The organism is Bradyrhizobium sp. AZCC 1610 (assembly GCF_036924515.1).
In the GTDB taxonomy this organism is placed as follows: Bacteria; Pseudomonadota; Alphaproteobacteria; order Rhizobiales; family Xanthobacteraceae; genus Bradyrhizobium.
On the sequence record NZ_JAZHRR010000001.1, the window covers coordinates 5,622,705 to 5,641,126 of the forward strand.

At 64.8% G+C, this 18,422-nt stretch carries 18 protein-coding genes; 5 read left to right on the forward strand and 13 right to left on the reverse strand.

The genetic code is table 11. The annotated features are described in order from the left end of the window. Window positions 1–106 precede the first annotated feature (106 nt). On the forward strand, window positions 107–1,729 hold the full coding sequence (locus V1279_RS27650; protein WP_334442440.1) for an AMP-binding protein: 1,623 nt from the start codon (window positions 107–109) through the stop codon (window positions 1,727–1,729). A 22-nt stretch (window positions 1,730–1,751) separates the two neighbouring features. On the opposite strand, the gene V1279_RS27655 is transcribed toward V1279_RS27650, so the two are convergent. The 7 genes from V1279_RS27655 to V1279_RS27685 form a co-directional block, all read right to left on the reverse strand. Beyond that, window positions 1,752–2,909: an ABC transporter substrate-binding protein gene (locus tag V1279_RS27655; RefSeq protein WP_334442442.1), complete on the reverse strand. Its 1,158-nt coding sequence runs from the start codon at window positions 2,907–2,909 to the stop codon at window positions 1,752–1,754. 27 nt (window positions 2,910–2,936) lie between these two features. Then, window positions 2,937–3,722: a cyclase family protein gene (locus V1279_RS27660; protein WP_334442444.1), complete on the reverse strand. Its 786-nt coding sequence runs from the start codon at window positions 3,720–3,722 to the stop codon at window positions 2,937–2,939. 29 nt (window positions 3,723–3,751) lie between these two features. After that, entirely contained in the window at window positions 3,752–4,993 is a 1,242-nt protein-coding gene (locus V1279_RS27665) for an SDR family NAD(P)-dependent oxidoreductase (RefSeq protein ID WP_334442446.1), read from the reverse strand. Beyond that, the gene (locus tag V1279_RS27670; protein ID WP_334442449.1) at window positions 4,990–6,168 is read right to left on the reverse strand and encodes a thiolase family protein; all 1,179 of its coding nucleotides are present in this window, start codon (window positions 6,166–6,168) and stop codon (window positions 4,990–4,992) included. Before V1279_RS27670 ends, V1279_RS27665 begins: the two co-directional genes overlap by 4 nt. Window positions 6,169–6,194: 26 nt before the next feature. Next, complete coding sequence (locus V1279_RS27675) at window positions 6,195–6,623, reverse strand: organic hydroperoxide resistance protein (RefSeq protein WP_334442451.1); 429 nt, start codon at window positions 6,621–6,623, stop codon at window positions 6,195–6,197. A 9-nt stretch (window positions 6,624–6,632) separates the two neighbouring features. Next, window positions 6,633–7,433 carry an aspartate/glutamate racemase family protein gene (locus V1279_RS27680; protein ID WP_334442453.1) on the reverse strand — a complete coding sequence of 267 codons (801 nt, stop codon included), beginning with the start codon at window positions 7,431–7,433 and terminating at the stop codon, window positions 6,633–6,635. Between the two features lie 495 nt (window positions 7,434–7,928). Then, entirely contained in the window at window positions 7,929–8,753 is an 825-nt protein-coding gene (locus V1279_RS27685) for an alpha/beta fold hydrolase (protein ID WP_334442455.1), read from the reverse strand. A 139-nt stretch (window positions 8,754–8,892) separates the two neighbouring features. Between V1279_RS27685 and V1279_RS27690 the strand changes: the two genes are divergently transcribed. From V1279_RS27690 to V1279_RS27705, 4 genes are read left to right on the forward strand one after another with little or no spacing between them, the layout of a single operon-like run. Next, window positions 8,893–10,041, forward strand: coding sequence for an ABC transporter substrate-binding protein (locus V1279_RS27690; RefSeq protein ID WP_334442457.1), 1,149 nt, complete (start codon window positions 8,893–8,895; stop codon window positions 10,039–10,041). A gap of 38 nt (window positions 10,042–10,079) precedes the next feature. After that, the gene (locus V1279_RS27695) at window positions 10,080–11,123 is read left to right on the forward strand and encodes a branched-chain amino acid ABC transporter permease (protein WP_334442460.1); all 1,044 of its coding nucleotides are present in this window, start codon (window positions 10,080–10,082) and stop codon (window positions 11,121–11,123) included. Continuing rightward, window positions 11,120–12,889, forward strand: coding sequence for a branched-chain amino acid ABC transporter ATP-binding protein/permease (locus V1279_RS27700; protein ID WP_334442462.1), 1,770 nt, complete (start codon window positions 11,120–11,122; stop codon window positions 12,887–12,889). The genes V1279_RS27695 and V1279_RS27700 overlap by 4 nt, the downstream gene beginning before the upstream one ends. 5 nt (window positions 12,890–12,894) lie before the next feature. After that, entirely contained in the window at window positions 12,895–13,599 is a 705-nt protein-coding gene (locus tag V1279_RS27705; protein ID WP_442894919.1) for an ABC transporter ATP-binding protein, read from the forward strand. Window positions 13,600–13,621: 22 nt separating this feature from the next. Here V1279_RS27705 and V1279_RS27710 read toward each other — a convergent pair whose 3' ends face one another. The 6 genes from V1279_RS27710 to V1279_RS27735 are packed head-to-tail and all read right to left on the reverse strand — an operon-like array spanning window position 13,622 to window position 18,416. After that, complete coding sequence (locus V1279_RS27710; protein WP_334442466.1) at window positions 13,622–14,599, reverse strand: 3-hydroxybutyryl-CoA dehydrogenase; 978 nt, start codon at window positions 14,597–14,599, stop codon at window positions 13,622–13,624. Continuing rightward, window positions 14,596–15,687 carry an NAD/NADP-dependent octopine/nopaline dehydrogenase family protein gene (locus V1279_RS27715; protein ID WP_334442469.1) on the reverse strand — a complete coding sequence of 364 codons (1,092 nt, stop codon included), beginning with the start codon at window positions 15,685–15,687 and terminating at the stop codon, window positions 14,596–14,598. Before V1279_RS27715 ends, V1279_RS27710 begins: the two co-directional genes overlap by 4 nt. A 23-nt stretch (window positions 15,688–15,710) precedes the next feature. Then, window positions 15,711–16,214 carry a flavin reductase family protein gene (locus V1279_RS27720; protein WP_334446599.1) on the reverse strand — a complete coding sequence of 168 codons (504 nt, stop codon included), beginning with the start codon at window positions 16,212–16,214 and terminating at the stop codon, window positions 15,711–15,713. Continuing rightward, window positions 16,214–16,357: a hypothetical protein gene (locus V1279_RS27725; protein ID WP_334442471.1), complete on the reverse strand. Its 144-nt coding sequence runs from the start codon at window positions 16,355–16,357 to the stop codon at window positions 16,214–16,216. The genes V1279_RS27720 and V1279_RS27725 overlap by 1 nt, the downstream gene beginning before the upstream one ends. A gap of 9 nt (window positions 16,358–16,366) precedes the next feature. Continuing rightward, window positions 16,367–17,278, reverse strand: coding sequence for a fumarylacetoacetate hydrolase family protein (locus V1279_RS27730; RefSeq protein WP_334442472.1), 912 nt, complete (start codon window positions 17,276–17,278; stop codon window positions 16,367–16,369). A gap of 10 nt (window positions 17,279–17,288) precedes the next feature. Next, window positions 17,289–18,416, reverse strand: coding sequence for a cupin domain-containing protein (locus V1279_RS27735; protein WP_334442473.1), 1,128 nt, complete (start codon window positions 18,414–18,416; stop codon window positions 17,289–17,291). Between the last annotated feature and the right edge of the window lie 6 nt (window positions 18,417–18,422).

Below are 18,422 nucleotides of genomic sequence, written 5' to 3' on the forward strand. Positions count from 1 at the left end.
GCTTAAAGTATTCACGAAAGCTGCCGCCGCAGCAAGGGGCTGCGCGCGGGTTCCGGCCGACATCCCTGGCAATGGCTGCAGCCCACGAACAGGAGCGACATCCGCAATGAGCCTCGACACGCCTTATCAATCGCCGTCCGATGCCTTCGCGGCCACGGCCAAAAGACGTCCGGACGCGCCATTCCTGCTGGCGCCGGCAAGCGCGGGATTGCCCTACGCGCCGGAAGGATTCAAGATCGAATACGGGGCGTTCAAGACGGCGGTCGATCGGCTTCGCGCCGAATATGCGGCCGCCGGCTATGGACGCGGGGCGCGGGCTGCCCTGCTGCTCGAAAATCGCCCGGTCTTCTTTCTGCACTGGCTCGCGCTCAATGCGCTCGGAGTTTCGATCGTTCCTATCAACCCCGATGTTCGCCCCGACGAATTGTCCTTCCAGCTCGAGCTGTCACAGGCTGACCTGCTGGTGGCGACGCCGGATCGCATTCACGTGGCCAAGGATGCCGTGCTCGGACGCACCCGCCTGATCGACACCGACAGTCGTATTCCACCGTGCCGGACGGACGTCGTTGCGCAAGATGCCGAGTTCAATGGCGAATGCGCGCTGCTGTTCACCTCAGGCAGCACCGGCAAGCCAAAGGGCTGCATGCTTTCGAACCGCTATTTCCTGCAGGTCGCCGACTGGTACGTCACGCAAGGCGGCGTGGCCGAGCTGCAGCCGGACCGCGAGATCAACCTGACGCCGCTGCCGATGTTTCACATGAATGCGCTCGGCTGCAGCGCCGTCGGCATGATGGTGCTCGGCGGCGCCGTGGTTCCGCTCGACCGCTTTCACGCCAATCGCTGGTGGCAGTGCGTGGCCGATAGCGGGGCGACCGTCGTGCACTGTCTCGGCGTCATCCCCGCCATTCTGCTTCAACTGCCGGTGACCGAGGCGGAACGGCAGCATCGCGTGCGCTTCGCCTTCGCGCCCGGCGTCGATGTGCGCCACCGCGCCACCTTCGAGGAGCGTTACCGCATCCCGATCGTCGAGGCCTGGGCGATGACCGAGACCGGGGGTGCGGCGGCGACGACCACCGCTCGCGAACCAGCGGGCTTTGGCGCACGCTGCGTCGGCCGGCCATCTGAAGGCATGGAATATCGCCTCGTTGACGATCAGGGTGCCGATGTCGCGCTTGGAAAACCTGGCGAACTTTTGGTGCGCGCGAAAGGCGGCGATGTCCGCGCCGGATTCTTCAGCGGTTATCTAAAGGACGAAGAAGCGACCGAAGCGGCGTGGCAGGACGGCTGGTTCCATACCGGAGACCTGGTCTTCGCCGATAAAGACGGGCTGATGTATTTCTTCGATCGCAAGAAGACCATCGTGCGGCGCAGCGGCGAGAACATCGGCGTGCTCGAGGTCGAAAGCGCGCTGTACATGGACACCCGCATCGGCGGCTGCGCGGTGACGCCCGTTCCGGATGATATTCGCGGCGAAGAGGTTTTCGCGTTCATCGTGCCGAACGCCGAGGTCGATGACGCCGCTGCGCTCGCGGCCTCGATCGTCAAGACCTGCGCTGAACGCCTCGCCTATCACAAGGTACCCGGCTATATCGCCATCGTCGACGAACTTCCCTTGTCGTCAACGCGCAAGCTTGCCCGGGGCGAAATCAAGACGCTCGCGGCCACTTCGGTCAGCGACAAACGCGCGATCGACATGCGCGCGCTCAAGGCGAAGCTGCGCCACGCCTGAGCCGCGCGCCAGCATGCTGTCGTCACGGCAGCAACTTGTATTTCCCGTTCTCGATCTGGACCAGAATCCGCGCGCGGCTGTCGACGCCGTGGCGGTCGGCCGGCGTATAAGTGTAGATGCCGTGCGCGCCGACGACATCCTTGGTCGCGAACAGCGCCTCGCGCAGCGCGTTGCGAAATGCCGGCGTGCCGGGCGCCGCGCCCGTCGCCTTTGCGCGTTTGGCGGCATCCATGAACACCAGCCAGCCATCGAACGCATAGGGTGAAAACGCGTCGGCCGGCGCCTCGCCATTGGCCTTCTCGTAGGCCGCGCGGAACGCCAGCGCGACCTTGCGGATCGGATTGCTCTCGGGAAGCTGTTCGCCCGCCGTCACCGGCCCGGTCGGACAGATGATGCCCTCGGCGGATTTGCCGGCAAGCCGCAGGAAATCCGCGCTGATCATGCCGTGATTGCCGTAAAGCGGCCCCTTGTAGCCGCGCTCGGACAGCGCGATCACGGGCAGCGCGCCGGGTGTGCCGGTGCCGCCCAGCATGATCGCATCGGGGCGGGCGGAAATCGCGCGCAACACCTGGGCGGTGACCGAGTTGTCGGAGCGCGCATAGCGTTCGTTCGCGATCACCTTGATGCCGGCCGCATCAGCGGCTTGCAGCAGCGAGTTGTACATCAGGTCGCCAAAGGCATCGGAGAAGCCGATGAACGCCACTGTCTTCACATTGCGGCTCTTCATATGATCGACGATGCCTTGAACGAGAAGCGGCGTCGGCTGCGGCGTTTGTACCACCCATGGCCCGCCCTCACCGGCCGGCACCGGCGCGATCGGCGAGACCGCCACCATCGGGACCTTCATTTCGATGGCCGCGGTGGCCATCGCCAGCGTCTGCGGCGCGCCTGACGTGCCGATCAGGAAGTCGACCTTTTCCTGTTCGACCAGCTTGCGGGCGTTGCGCGTGGATGCGGCCGGGTCCGAGCCATCATCGAGCTGGATGACGCGGACTTTTTCACCATCGATCTCGCCGACATAGACCTGGCCCGCGGCCAATCCCTTGGCGTTCGGCACGCCGATCGAGGACACCGGCCCGCTCAGGCCGGTGACGAAACCGACGAGGATTTCGGCACGCGCCGGCGCGATCGTACCGAGCAGGAGCGCGGCACCGATCAACAAGGTCTTTTTGTTTTTCATGATCTCACTCGATGTGGAAGAAGGGATTCAACCTTGCCCAGGTACCAGCGCGAGCACGCGCAACGGACTGCCGGAGCCGTTCTGGATCTTGAGCGGCGCGGCGACGATCACCGCGCCGGTCGGCGGAAGCTGATCGAGATTGCACAGGCATTGCAGGCCGTAACGCCCGCCACCGTGAAGGAAATGATGCGCCGGATAGGGCGGATCGAGATGACCGGCCTGGCCGGCATCCGTCCCGATGGTCTCGGTGCCGAGGCCGATGATGCCGCGCTCCTCGACGAGCCAGCGCATCACGGCGGCGCCCGGCCCGGGCGTATGCGCGCCGTCATCCTTCAAATTGGCGTAGTCGCGCCAGCCTTTCTTCGACCAGTCGGTGCGCAGCAGCACCCAGTGCCGTTCCGGAATCCGCCCGTGGCTTTTTTCCCAGGCTTCAACGACCGGTACCGTCAAAAGAAAATCCGCATCTTGCGCGGCCTGCGCCGAGCAATCGATCACGCAGGCCGGCGCGATCATGTCGCGCACCGGGAGCGTGTCGACCGAATTGTTCGGCAGATCCTTGCCGGTGAACCAGTGGATCGGCGCATCGAAATGCGTGCCGGTATGTTCGCCGAAGGTCAGGTTGTTCCAGTACCAGGCCGGGCCGGCCGCGTCGTATTGCGAAATCCGCTGGATGCGCACGGGCGCGGCCTGGCCGAATTCCGGCGGCAGTACGATGACCGGAAAGTCCGGGCTGAGCGTGAAGGTCAGATCGACGACACGCACCGCGCCGGATGCAACCGCGCCGGCAAATTGCTTGAGACTGTTGCTGTCCATTGCGCTTCTCCCGTTTCTAGCAAACCCGCCTACGCCCCTAGCTCACGCTCGACCGCCTTGGGATTGGCCGCAAGGCGCTGGCGAATGTCCTTGGCGACATCGCCCACAAACACATCTTCCAGTCCGCGCTTGAGCGCCGACACGATCGCACTCGCAACCGCGCGGGGCGCGACCTTCGGCGGCGGCACCGTCTGGAACCATTCGATATCGAGTGGCCCGGTGAACACGTTCATCACCTTGACGCCGCCGGGCCGAAGCTCAGCGCGCAGGGAATGCGACAGCGACAGACACGCGGCCTGCGACGCCGAATAGGCGCCGAATACCGGCCAGTTTGCGAGCGCATAGACCGACAGGATATTGACCCAGGCGGCGGCGCTGTTGACACCATCGGAGCCCCGCATCCGCATCGCCGGCCCGAATGCCTGCGCCAGATGCACGAAGCCGAGATAGCTCTGGTCGATCTCGTCGCGCACCACGCTGGTGCCCTGACGATCGAGCAGCCCGCCGGCGCGGACATGCTCGGTGGTGTTCACGAGAATATCGACCTTGCCGCCGATATCAGCCGCCAGATCGGCGACGGATTTTTCGTCGCCGATATCGAGCGGCACGATCTCGACGTCCTCCAGCGCGCGCAACGCATCCTCACCGCGGAACGGCTTCCACGGTTCGGCAACGCCGACGAATACGATCGAGGCGCCCGCCGCCTTCAGCGCGGCCACCGCTTCCTGACCGACGATGCTCCGCCCGTTCGTCACGAGAACGCGCCGGAATTTTGGATCGGCCGTCATCTCACGCCACTGCCTGTCGTCCATCATGTTGGGGGTCTCACGTTCGGGGTGCGCGAAGGCTACCGCCTGCCCGCTCTTGTCCAGTTGAAACGACATCACGACCGGTCCGCCCTCTTCGCAATCGGCATGCAGGTGCGTCACCAGTTTGGGCCCACACTCCATCGCGACCAGGCCGACACGCCATGGCGCGCGCTCGCGGAAATGCACGTCGGCCGGGACGTGCAGCGTGGTTTCGGACAGAAGCGTGCCGCGCCGCGGTGCGTCCGCGAACACGAGATCGGCGGAAAGGCACGTAGGGCACGCATCGCGCGCCGGATAGCAGAACGTCCCGCAGGCGCCGCAGCGCTGCAGCATGAAGTGGCCCTCGGCGGCGGCCCGCGTAAAACCGTGCGAGGCGCGGCTGCGTGCGCGCGGGGGCGATGTCGGCAGCCGCGTCCGCTTTAGCGGATTCTTCCGGCGCGGTTTTACGATCGGTTCGATCATGAGCCTGGTCCCGCGAGGATCGCCGCGCCCGAGGCGAGGCCGCGGTCATAGTTGATCATTCCGAAGCCCGACGCCAACCCGATGCGGGCATCCCTAACCTGCGTCGGACCGGCCTGCCCGAGAACCTGGCGCAGCGCCTCGACCACCCCGAGATAGGCGCCGCCCGCGCCGGCCTGCCCGACCGAGAGCTGCCCGCCGGATGTGTTGTGTGGGAAGCTGCCATCGATCGTGAGATCATGCTGCCGGACGAAATCCGGCCCCTCGCCCTTTCGGCAGAAGCCGAGGTCCTCGAACTGCATCATCGAAATGACAGGGTAATCGTCGTAGGTCTCGACGAAGTCCAGATCATCAGGCTTGACACCGGCCATCGCGTAGAGCTCGTCGACGTCCATCGCCCATCCGCCGCGCACCTGAACAGGATCGTCGCTGAACGCATTGTGGCGCTCGATCGTGCCGAGGATTTTGGCGGCAGGCAGCTTCAGCGAAGCGGCGACGTCCTCGCCCATGACCAGGAAGGCCTCCGCGCCCGCGCACGGCATCACACAGTCGAACAGATGAATAGGGTCGGCGATCGGTCGCGCCGACATATACTGATCGAGGGTCAGCGGCGCCTTCATCAGGGCATGGGGATTGCGAAGTGCGTTGCTGCGCTGGGCAACCGCGATCTTGCCAAAGTCCTCGCGCCGCGCGCCGAACGTGCGCATGTAGTTGCGCGCGATCAGCGCAAAGCTCGCATTGGCGCCGCCGGCGCCATAGGGATAGACGGCATCCTGATTGAAGCGCGAGAAATTTTCGAGCGTATAGCGGAAGGAATCGACATGGTTGGTATCACCCGCCACGCAAGCCACGATGCGGGCGTCCCCAGCCTGCACTGCCCGCGCGGCGCGGCGGAGCGCGGCAATCGCGCTCGCGCCCCCGAGCGGAATGGTGTCGATCCATCGCACGCACAGGCCGAAATGCTGGGTGAGGCTGATCCCGCTATCGAGCCCCGCCGTGAAACTCGAAACACAGAACCCGTCGATGTCGCGCGGCGTGATCCCGGCGCCATCGACCAGCGCCTTCAGCGCGCGGCCGATCCACCACTGTGCGCTCTCGATCGAGTAGCGCACATAGGGAATCGTCACCGGAACCGCCATCACAACCCGATCATAAGGTGTTCGGATGGAGCTCTGCATCGGACTACCAGGTTCCTGTGAGCCGCTTAGAGCACGGTCAGCTTGACGTCGATATTGCCGCGCGTTGCGTTGGAATAAGGGCAGCGCTCGTGGGCGCCGGCAACGACTTCCTCCGCGACGGATTTCTCCAATCCGGGGAGCAGCACCTTGAGCTCGACGGTGAGCGCGTAACCGACCGCGACCGGCCCCATGCCGACCTTGGCGGTAACGGCCGGCTCCGCCGTGGGCGTGATCTTGCGGGTGCGCGCAACCAGCTTCACTGCGCCCAGGAAACACGCGGCATAGCCGGCGGCAAAAAGCTGCTCCGGATTGGTTCCCGGTCCACCCAGCCCGCCCAGCGATTTCGGTAGCGACAGCGACACTGACAACAACCCGTCGTCGCTCGCGGCCTTGCCGTCGCGCCCGCCGGTCGCCGTCACCTCGGCTTCGTACAGAATCTTGTCTGGCTGCAGCATGTCTTGTCCTCAGGGGCTCTTTGGTTTGTCGGCTTGCGTGCGCGCAACGGTGGCGCGGAAATCCTGGCGGGCGCGGTCGTTGGCCAGTGCGAAGCTCGGCCCGCGGCTCGGCTCGGTGCCATTGAGGCATCGCAACTGCACCCACATCTCGGCGCTCTTCAGCGCCACCGCTGCACAGTTCACCACGGGCGCATGACCGATCTTGAAGCCGTGCTCGCTCGCAATGAGGAGACCGGGCAACACGCCGGCCGGGATGATGACGTCGGCACCACGATCGACGAGTGGCTGCGCGCAGGCCGAAAAGTCGCTCAGCATGCGCGCCCTTGCCACCGCATCGCCTGCGAACGCGGCGCTGAAATCCTCCGGACGGCAGCCCATCCCGGTGACGTGCACCACGCGGCCGGAAAGCCCGTAACGATCGGCCTGCTCGTAATGCCAGACCTCGAAAGCTGAATCGAGCGTGACAAGGCCGAGCCGCCGCCCAAGCTGCGAGGCCGCGAGCAGCGTGGCCTCACCAGCGCCGACCACCGGAATCGTCAGCGCCGAACGCAATTCGTACAATCCCGGATCCTGGAAGTGCCCCATGACATACGCGTCGAAGCCGTTCTCCTGCGCCGCGAGCCCGTTATCGACTGCCTGGATCGCGCAACGAAATTCGCTGAGGCGGCCGAAGTCGCGATCGGCGGGCGTGATGCCTTCAACGTGGACGCTGGTGCCGGGCGCCGCGATTTCGTTCAGATAGGCCGCAAGCCGCGCCATGTAGGGCGCGCTCGTAGCTTGGTCGACGAAGCTCTGCCAGAAGATGCGCACAGCGGGTATCCTGTTCACAGGCTAAGCGTGCCGGTCCTCGAACCTTCGCAGCCTTGGAGGGCTGACGACACGCACATGCCGGTCACTGCGAAAGCGCGCCGTAGCGTGGCGCCATTCCATCGACCGAAATATTTCAACCACAAAATAATTTTGGCGTCAATTGAACCGCATGCCGATACGTTCAGCGCGCGACAAGATCGCGTGCTGAAAGGACAGGCAGGTAGCGCCTCGCCCTTTTGCACAGGCGAATTCAGCCTTCGCGGCCCGCACGCGCCGCGGCAAACTTTTTCCGCGGCGCACGAATCTGGCGTATTGACCTTCGGCCGATAAATACTTTAGGCTTTAAACAATTGGGCAGGCACCGGCGCCTGTACGGGCGCACGTCGCATTGGTAGTTGCGTTGATAAAGGCTCATCACTCGTGGCTGAGATCATCAACCTCGGAACAGCAAGCGCTGCGGGCGAATTCCCATTCGCCGCGGTTAAGCGGGGCGTTTCAGTTTCCGGACATCTGGGCGGCGATGAAATCGCGGACGAGGCCGGCGAAAGCCTCCGGCATCTGATCGGGAAGCGGCACCATGCCTCCTGAGAGCTCGCGCAAGATGCTGCCTTCGATGGCTCCAGCGACCTTCGGAGCCACCGGATGAACGTGCGGATCGCCCGTCGGAGCAATGACCAGCGTGGGACAGCGGATCTGCCCCAGACGGTCCTCCATCCGATAGCGATTCACCACCCGGTGGCCTTCCGCCGCCATCTCTCCGGACCGCAGGGCGTCGATCATGAAGCGCCGCAGCAGATCAGTATCACCAGCGGGATAGAACGGCTGCCGGCGCGCCCAGAGCTCAGCGAGATGAGCGCCGTCGGTACGCGCTTCCACATCGTCGATGACGCGCATGTCGTGGTGTTTCGCCCTGCGCGCTGCATCAACGAAAGGACAGGCCGAGAGCACCAGCGCGCTCACGCGCGCGGGCGCCGAAGCGGCCATTTCGACCGCGATCACCGCGCCGGTGTGATGACCGACGATCGCGGCCCGCGGTTCTTCCAGCGCATCGAGCAGCGCGAACGCGCCCTCGGCCCACAGTTCAATCGAGGGGTCGCCGGCAGGCCGGTCCGAATCCCCGAAGCCGAGCGTATCCATCGCGATCGCGCGGAAATCGCGGCCGAGCAGCGGCAGCACGTCGCGGTATTCATCCCACGAGCGCGGCGTCTGGTGCAGCAGGAGAACAGGAAAACCGGTTCCCGCCATGGCGACGTGGATGCGGCCAAGACGCGTCGTGACGAAGCGGCGCTCGACGTTGGAACCGGTGCTGGTGGCGCTCATTTCATAACTCCATCCGGATGCGGGGACCAGGCCCGCGCCGGCTTTCGGCAACAACTGCGGCATCGATCGTGCTGGTCCGACCTCGATCCATGCTGACATTTCGCTCAGGTCGCGGCTGTTTTCAACCAAGGGGAATGCAATGCGCAAGATGTTGAGTTTGACTGCCCTCATCGGCGGCCTCGTCGCGGCCTCGACCGCACAGGCCGACATCACGATCGGATTCGTGACGTCGCTCAGTGGCCCCGGCTCCTCGATCGGCATCCCGTACGGGCGCGGCATCCAGGCCGCCATGGAATACAAGAACGAAGTCAACGGCGAGAAGATCAAGCTGATCCAGCTCGACGACGGCTCCGATCCCTCCGCCGCGACCCGCAACGCGCGCAAGCTCATCGAAGAAGAGAAGGTCGATCTCCTGATCGGCACCGCAACGGCGCCTTCAACCATCGCGATGATGGCGGTCGCGACCGAACTGAAGGTGCCGATGATCGCCGTCTCCCCGGTGATCGGGCAGCCCAATCCCGCGGATCAATGGGGCATTTCCGTTCCGCAGCCCGCCTCGCTGCTGGTCAAGGTCGTCGCCGACCGCATGAAGCGCGATGCCATGAAGAACATCGGCTATATCGGCTTCTCCGACGCCTGGGGCGATCTCGTCTACAACGGAGCCAAGGCGGTGGAAACCGACGACGGCATCAAGGTGCTGACCAACGAGCGCTACGCGCGCGTCGATACGTCGGTCACCGGCCAGATCCTTAAAGTTCTCGCCGTGCGTCCGGATGCCGTGCTGATCGGCGGATCAGGCACGCAGGGCGCGCTGCCGCTGCTCGCGCTCGGCGAACGTGGCTTCAAGGGCAAGACCTACGGCACAGTTGCACTGGTCAATCCCGATTTCGTGCGCGTCGGCGGCAAGGCCGCGGAAGGCATTCAGGTCTCGGCCGGTCCGGTCATCGTGGCCGAGCAGCTTCCCGACAACCATTTCGCCAAGAAGCTCGCGCTCGACTTTCGCGCCGCCTTCCTGAAAGCCAACAATGTCCCGACCACGGACGGGTTCTCGGCCTACTCCTTCGACGGCTGGATGATCTTCACGTCCGCTGCGGCGCGCGCGCTGAAGACCGCGAAACCCGGCACCGTCGAATTCCGCAAGGCCATGCGCGACGAGATCCTCAACACCAGGGAGCTCTCGGGCGTGCACGCGGTCTACAACTTCAAGCCCGGCGCCTACCACGGCGTGGACGAGCGCGCGCTGGTGATCGTCCGCCTGAACAACGGCGCCTGGACCTACCAGCCCTGAGCGGTACCTGCGGGTAACACGGAAGGACGGCCGACGGCATGACGGCAGATATCGCAGCGATCCTTGCGATCGACGGAATAGCGACCGGGGCGGTCTACGCCCTGGTGGCGATCGGCACCGTGCTGATCTTCACCGTAACGCGGGTGATCTTCATTCCGTTCGGCGACATCGCAGCCTTTACCGCGCTGACGCTGGCAGCGCTCGACGCCAGGCAGCTTCCCGGAACGGTCGGGCTTGTCGTCGTGCTGGCCTGCATGGCCTGCGTGATGGAGGTCATCTCGCTGGCGCGCACAGGCGAACTCCGCGCGGTGCCGAAGGCCGTCCTCGGCTATCTCGTGTTGCCCTTGATTGTCGTCGGCATCGTCTGGCTGACGATGCGCTTCAATCCGCCGATGCCGGTCCGGATCGTGCTGGCGCTGCTCTTGATCATGCCGATCTCGCCGCTCCTGGACCGGATCGTGTTCCGCCCAATCGCGGACGCCTCGGTTCTGTTGTTGCTGACGGTCTCGGTCGCGCTGCACTTCGCGCTGGTCGGACTTGGCTTGCTGTTCTTCGGCCCTGAAGGCGTCAGGACCGAGCCGCTGACGTCGATGGCAATGGAGATCGCCGGTGTTCACGTTTCCGGACAGACGATACTGATCCTGGCGGCAGCGCTGGTGTTCAGCGGCCTGCTGTTTCTCTTTTTCGACTTCACGCTGGTTGGCAAGGCGCTGCGCGCGACCGCCCTCAACCGCACGGGCGCCCGGCTGATGGGAATCAGGCCGGCGCGCGCCGGGACCATCGCCTACCTGCTGGGATCGCTGATGGCGGGCGTCTCCGGCATCCTGATCGCACCTGTGAACACCATCTTCTACGACTCCGGATTCCTGCTCGGCCTGAAAGCCTTTGTCGGCGCCATCGTCGGCGGCATGGCCAGCTATCCAGGCGCGGCGCTAGGTGCGTTCGGCGTCGGCATTATCGAGAGCTTCGCTTCATTCCAGAGCAGCACCTTGAAGGACGTCATCGTCTTCTCGCTGTTGATCCCCGTCCTGCTCTGGCGCTCGCTCGCCTCGCATCATTCCGAAGAGGAAGTCGAGGAATGACACTGCAGCAGATCCGTCTCATCATTGCCGCGGCGATCGCCTGCCTCGTGGCGGCGCCCTTCGTGCTCAATCCGTTCAGCGTCACATTGTTGAACTACATCGGCATCTACGCGCTTGCCGCCATTGGGCTGGCGCTATTGACCGGGGTCGGCGGCATCGTTTCGTTCGGCCAGGCAGCCTTCGTCGGCGTCGCCGCTTACTCAACTGCCTGGGTCACGGCGGTGAACGGCTACTCGCCATGGCTCGGGCTGGTGCTGGCGGTCGTCCTTACCTGCAGCATTGCTGCGATCCTGGGCTTCGTGACGCTGCGCCTGGGGGGCCACTTCCTGTCGCTGAGCACAGTCGCCTGGGGACTGGCGATCGCGTTCCTGTTCGGCAACATCGATGGCCTCGGTCAACACAACGGCATCTCCGGCATTCCGCCGATCTCGATCGGCCCGCTCGCCTTGGTCGAGAGCCGGCAGATCTATTTCCTGATCTGGGCGATCGTCGTTGCGATCCTCCTCCTCTGCTACAATCTGCTCGACTCCCGCATCGGCCGCGCGATGCGCGCGCTCCGCGGCGGTAATACCCTGGTCGAAAGCCTCGGGATCAGCGCATTCCAGATCAAGCTGGTGACGTTCGTCATCGCCGCCTTCCTCGGCGCGCTGTCCGGATGGCTCTATGCCCATCTCGGCCGTTTCGTCAGCCCCGGACCATTCGAGGCCGGCATGGGCATCGAATATCTGATGATGGCGATGGTCGGCGGCGCCGGCAGCATTTTGGGCGGCGTGGTGGGTGCGGCGATCGTCACGCTTCTGAAGAATTCCGTGCAGGACTACCTGCCGCTGATCGCCAAGGGCGCTTCCGGCCAGCTCGAGATCGTAGCGTTCTCGGCGCTGTTCATCCTGTTCCTGCAGCGCGCCCGGCAGGGCATCGTCCCGTTCCTCGCGGGTTTTCTCCCGGGCCTCAAACTATCCCGCCCGCAAGCGGCGGCGCCGTTGCCGCGCCGCGAGCAACCGCCGCCCGGCACGCTGCTTCTTGAAGTGAGCGACGCGCAGCGGCGATTTGGCGGCCTCGTCGCCGTCAACAATGTCAGCTTCGACGTGAAGTCCGGCGAGATCCTCGGGCTGATTGGGCCGAACGGCGCCGGCAAGACCACGATGTTCAACCTGCTCACGGGCGCGCTCCGCGCCAACAGCGGCGAGATCGCGTTTGCGGGACGATCGATCAGCCGCGACCAGCAGTTCCACATCGCCCGCTCCGGAATCTCCCGCACCTTCCAGCACGTCAAGCTGCGCCCGCGCATGACGCTGCTCGACAACGTGCTGCTCGGTACCTATTCGCGCACCAAAACCGGCCTGCTCGCCGGCGCCCTGCGCCTGAACCGGGCGGAAGAAGCCAGCGCACGCTACGAGGCGCTGCGGCAGCTCGAACGGGTCGGGCTCGGCGACAAGCCGTTCGAGCTCGCCGGCAACCTGCCGCTGGGCAATCAGCGCGTGCTCGAGATCGCCCGCGCGCTCGCCGCCGATCCGACGCTGCTCGTCCTCGACGAACCGGCAGCCGGCCTGCGTCGCCAGGAAAAGCTCAAGCTCGCCGAACTGCTGCGGTCGCTGCGCGCGGACCACCTGACCATCCTTCTCGTCGAGCACGACATGGAGTTCGTGATGTCGCTGGTCGACCGCATCGTAGTGCTCGATTTCGGCTCAAAGCTCTGCGAAGGCGAACCGGCGGCGATCCGCAGCGACGCCCGCGTCCAGGAAGCCTATCTCGGAGGTGTCGCGTGACACAGATGTTCTCGATCGAGAATGTCTCGGTCGCCTACGGCAAGGTGGAGGCGGTGCGGAACGTCTCGCTGTCCGTCGAGCAGGGGCAGATCGTGACCGTGATCGGTCCGAACGGCGCCGGCAAGACCACCCTCCTGATGGCGGCGATCGGGCTTCTGAAGTCCACCGGGCGGATGGTCTTTCAGGGGACTGATCTTGCGCGGATCGATGTCGAGGGCCGCGTCGAACGAGGCCTCTGCCTCGTGCCCGAGAAGCGCGAACTGTTCGCCGACATGTCGGTCGCCGACAATCTGTTGCTCGGCACCTACAGCCTGCGCGATCGCTCGACAACACGTAAGAGCCTCGACGACGTGTTCGACCGTTTCCCACGGCTGAAGGAGCGCAGCAAGCAGGCTGCCGGCACGCTGTCGGGCGGCGAGCGGCAGATGCTGGCGCTCGGCCGCGCGCTGATGGCGAGGCCGAAACTCCTCGTCCTCGATGAACCCAGTCTCGGCCTCGCGCCGCTGATCGTCCGCGAAATCTTCCGCACCATCGCCTCGCTGCGGAGCCTCGGCGTTTCCGTCCTGCTCGTCGAGCAGAACGCCCGCGCAGCGCTGGAGACCGCGGATTACGGCTATGTGCTGGAGACCGGCGAGATCATCCAGTCCGGTCCGGCGGACACGCTGATCCACGACCCGAAACTGATCGCGGCGTATCTCGGCGGTCACTGACGCGAGGCGCGCCGCGCCCCGTTCAAGCGACGGGTTCCCGGGCAAGACCCATGGCCCGCAGCGCCGCGGCAAAGGCCGCAAGACGCTTCTCGCGATAGGCGGCCTGGTCGACGCCTTCGTAGTTCATGAATCCCTGCCCGGTCTTCATGCCGATGCGTCCCTCGCGCATATTCGCCGCGATGATGTCAGGTGCGGCGTAACGACTATCGCCGAGCGCCTCGACCAGATAGCGGCTGGCATGGTGCAGGATATCGCCGCCGCCCCAGTCGATGAACTCGAGCAGGCCGAGCACCGCGAAGCGGAATCCGAAGCCATAGATCACGGCCTTGTCGATATCCTCCGCCGACGCGACGCCCTCCTCCACCATGCGGGCGGCTTCGTTCATCGCCAGCGCCTGGATTCTGGGAACGATGAAACCCGGCCGTGCCGCGCAGACGACCGGCACCTTGCCGATGCCTTCGAGCAAACTCTTCATCCGCTCCGTGACCTCCGGCGCGGTGAGCCTACCGGGTGACAATTCGATCAACGGCACCAGATAGGCCGGATTGAGCCAGTGCGCATTGAGGAAGCGGCCGGGATGCTCGATCGATCCCGCAAGATCGTCGACCAGTATGGTCGACGTAGTCGAAGCGATGATCGGGCCTTCGCCCGCCAGCCGCGACGCCTCGACCAGCGCGGCCTGCTTCAAGCTGAGGATTTCCGGCATTCCTTCGAAGATGACATCGCAGCGCGGCAGCGCCGCAGCCGCCTCCTGCCGGGACGCGATCGTGATCCGTTCGACAATCGTGGACACAAGCTCTGCCGGGAGTAGATCGATGCGCGAGAGAATCTCGAGTGTCGAGCGGATTTCAGCTTTGGCCTCAACCGCAAGCGCCTCAAATGCCGCAGCTTCCCGTTCCTTGAAGTCGACGACGACGACCTGGTGACCGGCGAATGCGAACACGACCGCAATCCCGCGACCCATTCGTCCGGCGCCGAGGCATCCGATGACCGGCTTCATCGAAAACCCTCGGCCAAAAGATTTTGCAAGGCGGCTCGGTCGAGATCGCCGAGGCCGAGCGAAGACAAGGTCCGGCCCTCCACCGCGAAATCCTTGCCGGTGATGGCGGAACCGATCGCGAGGAACGCCTTGACGAGCGGCGTTTGCACACCCGCAAGGCCTGCGACTGATGCGAGAAACGACAGGCCGAGACGCAAATCCTCCAGCATATAGCGATGCTCGACGAGAATGAGGCGTTCCGACCAATCGCCGGAATCCGTAAGCTGGTCGTGGGCATCGCGCGCATACATCCAGGGCTCTCCGTCGCGCGAATAGTGGTCGGCAAGGGGGAAATGCGGCCCTCCGTAGCCAAGCGCCTCGCGGATGGCGATGCGTTCGGCATCGAGCGCGTCCGTGACGCGGCGGATCGCCGGCTGGGTTCCTTCCTTGTGGATGTCCCATTTGTCGAAATGTTCGATCGGGCCGGCGTTCATGGTGATGAGCGGCGGATGAATGATCGGGCCGGCATTCATCAGCGCGCCCGACAGCGCGTCGCCGCATGGCTCGATGGCGTTCGGAAACGCGCGTCCGATCACGCCGAGCGCGTGCGGGGCAAGACGCAACGGAAACACCCCGGTCGGCAACCGCGCGCCCCTGCCGGAGATGCGCACGGCATAAGGACCCTGCTTGCGCGCCAGCCACGGCAGGGTCCCGGTCTCCGCGGTTGCGATCTCGGCGCGGTTGCCCGCGTCTTTCGCAGCGCGGGCGAAGATGTAGGAGCCGAACGTGCCGGGCGGCAGGAACACCACCTGGCCTTCGCGCAGATGCGGCGCGGCCAATTCAGCGATTGCGGGCTGCGCGAAGGCCGGCGCTGGACACAGAATGAGATCGGCTGCGTCGATGGCTTCCGCGATCGAAGACGTGACCATAGCCAGCCTGATATCACGGCGGCCCGATCGATCGATGACCGTTATCATGCCGCCCTGCGCACGATGCGCCTCGACATCTCCAGGACTTCGCCGCCACAACCGGACTTCGTGACCGGCCAAGGCGAAGTCGCCGGCGGCCGCGAACGAACCGTTGCCGCCACCCAACACTGCAATCTTCACGACGTCCTCCGCTTCAGATCCCGCTACACAGGTTTCGCCTTGACGTTCTCTTCCTGCCACGCAGCCCAGGTCGGCCGATCGATCTGAAACAGGTCGGTGGAGCGCGCATACCAGCCGCTTCCGTGCATGCGTGCGATCAGACGCAGCGCCTGGGTGTCGATGTGACAGCGCTCCTTGTCCAAAATGACAGCGTCATCGACATGGGCGCGGACCACGCGGCCAATGACGGCGGTCTGGCGCGGCCCCGTCACCAGCGAACTGAGGACCCGGCATTCGAACGATACCGGCGATTCCGCAATGCGCGGCGGGCGCACCGCGTTCGAGGCAGCTGGCGTCAATCCGGCGAGCTTTAGTTCGTCGATCTCGGGCGGCGCGTCGATGCAGGTGATGTTCATGGCCTCGACGTTGGCTTCGCCAACGAGGTTCACGACGAATTCCCCGGTATCGAGGATGTTCGCCGCCGTGTCCTTGAAGCGCTCCGAGCCTGCCAGAAGCCCGATCGCGACAGTGGGCGGCTCATGCCCCATCACGTTGAAGAAGCTGAAAGCGCGGCATTGATCACGCCGCTCGCGGAGAGCGTGGTGACCCAGGCGATCGGCCGCGGCGTCACCGTGGCCGTCAGGATCTTGTAGCGGTTCTGCGCTTCCAGCGTCTCCATGTCGAAAATCATGCCGGCCTCTCAGATCGCCACCACCGGGTGGCGCAGCCGGCCGATGCCCGCCACTTCCGCTTCCACCACGTCGCCCGGCCACAGCCATTCCTGCGGAGTTCGCCCGGCGCCGACGCCCTCGGGCGTCCCCGTCGCGATGATGTCTCCCGGCTCGAGCGTCATCGCGGCCGAAATATCCGCGATCAGAAGCGGCACCTTGAACAGCATGTGGCGCGTGTTGGAACGCTGCTTCTCGACGCCGTTCACCGTCAGCCAGAGATCGAGCGCGTGCGGATCGGTGATTTCGTCTGATGTGACGATGCACGGCCCGAACGGCGCATAAGTGTCCTGTCCCTTGGAGTAGATCCATTGGCCGGCGCGGCGATTGTCGCGGGCGCTGATGTCGATCATCACGCTGTAACCGAACACGAAGCCGAGTGCTTCCGCCTCCGATACCCGCCGCGCGGTTCGCCCCATCACGACGGCAAGCTCGACTTCCCAGTCGAGTTGCTGCGTGATCGCCTTGTTGTGATGGATGGCCTCGTCCGGCCCGATCACGCTGGTCGGCGGTTTCGAGAAGATGATCGGCTGCTTGGGCAGGTCCTTTGCGGTATCGAGAGCACGGGACGATTCCGCGACGTGCTCGACATAATTGAGGCCGATGCCGAAGATGTTTTTGCGCGGACGCGGGATCGGCGCCAGCCCCCTGACATTCGCCAGCGGCAATGCGGCGCCAACGGGCCAGTTATCCTTGCCCTCGTTCAATATCTTCTTGAGGGCCGCCAGTGCCGGCGGTCCCAGATCAATGAAATCGAGCATCGATGAGGGAAGGGAAACCCCGGCATGCTGGCCGGCCTTCTCGACGTCCACGACCAGATCGTCGACAACAGCGCCAAGACGGGCAGCGGCCTCAACGGTGCCGCGATAGGTAACAAGACGCACTGTTGCTCTCCTAGGATACGAGGGGCTGCCGGCCGCCATTGTCGCCAAAGGCTTCCTCGCGGTAGAGCCCGAGCGCGTGCATGACCGGCAGGTCGTTGAAGGTGAAGAGGCAGGCGTCCTCGCTGGCGGAGGCGTTGACATGCTCATGCCAGGCCCAGGACGGAACACAGAAGATGTCGCGCTCCTTCCAGTCGAAGCGCTTGCCGTCGATGATCGAGTGGCCGCGCCCTTTCGCCACCTGATAGATGAAGCTGCCGGTGTGACGATGCGCGCGCGTACTCTCGCCCGGCCGCAGCATCTGCATCGACGCGCCGATCGTCTGCATCACCGGACCGCCGGTCACCGGATTGACGTAGTTCATGAGAACGCCGTCATATGGCGAGCCGTCGGTGGCCTTGGCGTAGCGCTGCAGCGCCTCGTAGGTCGGGCCCCACTCATATTTCAGCAGCGGCGAATAACCCTTGGACCATTCGGCGCCCGCCGGACGCAAGCCGGGATTGCCCCAGGTGTGCGTCATGTCGTCGACGGGATAGCCGACGCTCTGCTGCAGGTCGGGGTGAACGACGTAGAAGTTGGCTTCGAGCGTGTTGACCAGGGGAATGTCGAGCCCGTCCTGCCAGATGCAGGGCGCACCGTCGCTGGAGACGCCGTGTTCGTGCCAGGTGCCGTTCGGCGTCAGCACAAAATCGTTGGCGCCGAGTGTCATCTTGTGGCCGTCGACGATGGTGTAGGCGCCCTCGCCTTCCATGATGAAGCGAAGGGCGGAAGCCGAATGGGCGTGGGCGGATGCGACCTCGCCCGGATGCATGACCTGCAGGCCAGAATAGAGCCAGCCGACCGCCGCGGCATGCTCACGGCGGCCGGGATTGTTCAGATAGATGACGCGCCGCCCGGCCTTCTCCGGCGACACCAGTTCGACGGAGCGCAACACATGCGCGCGGAGGTCCTCATAGCGCCACAACACCGGAACGGAAGACGATTTGGGCTGCCAGGGCTCGATCTTGTTCGCGACCGTCCAGAGCGCGCCGGCCTCCAGCCTTTCGAGTTGGTCGTAATAGGCGAGCAACTCAGGCGTGTCCTCGACATTGGCCCGTCCGGCCACGTCTTCCCGGTGGTTCTCACGAGCTTTCGTTGCCATGTCGCT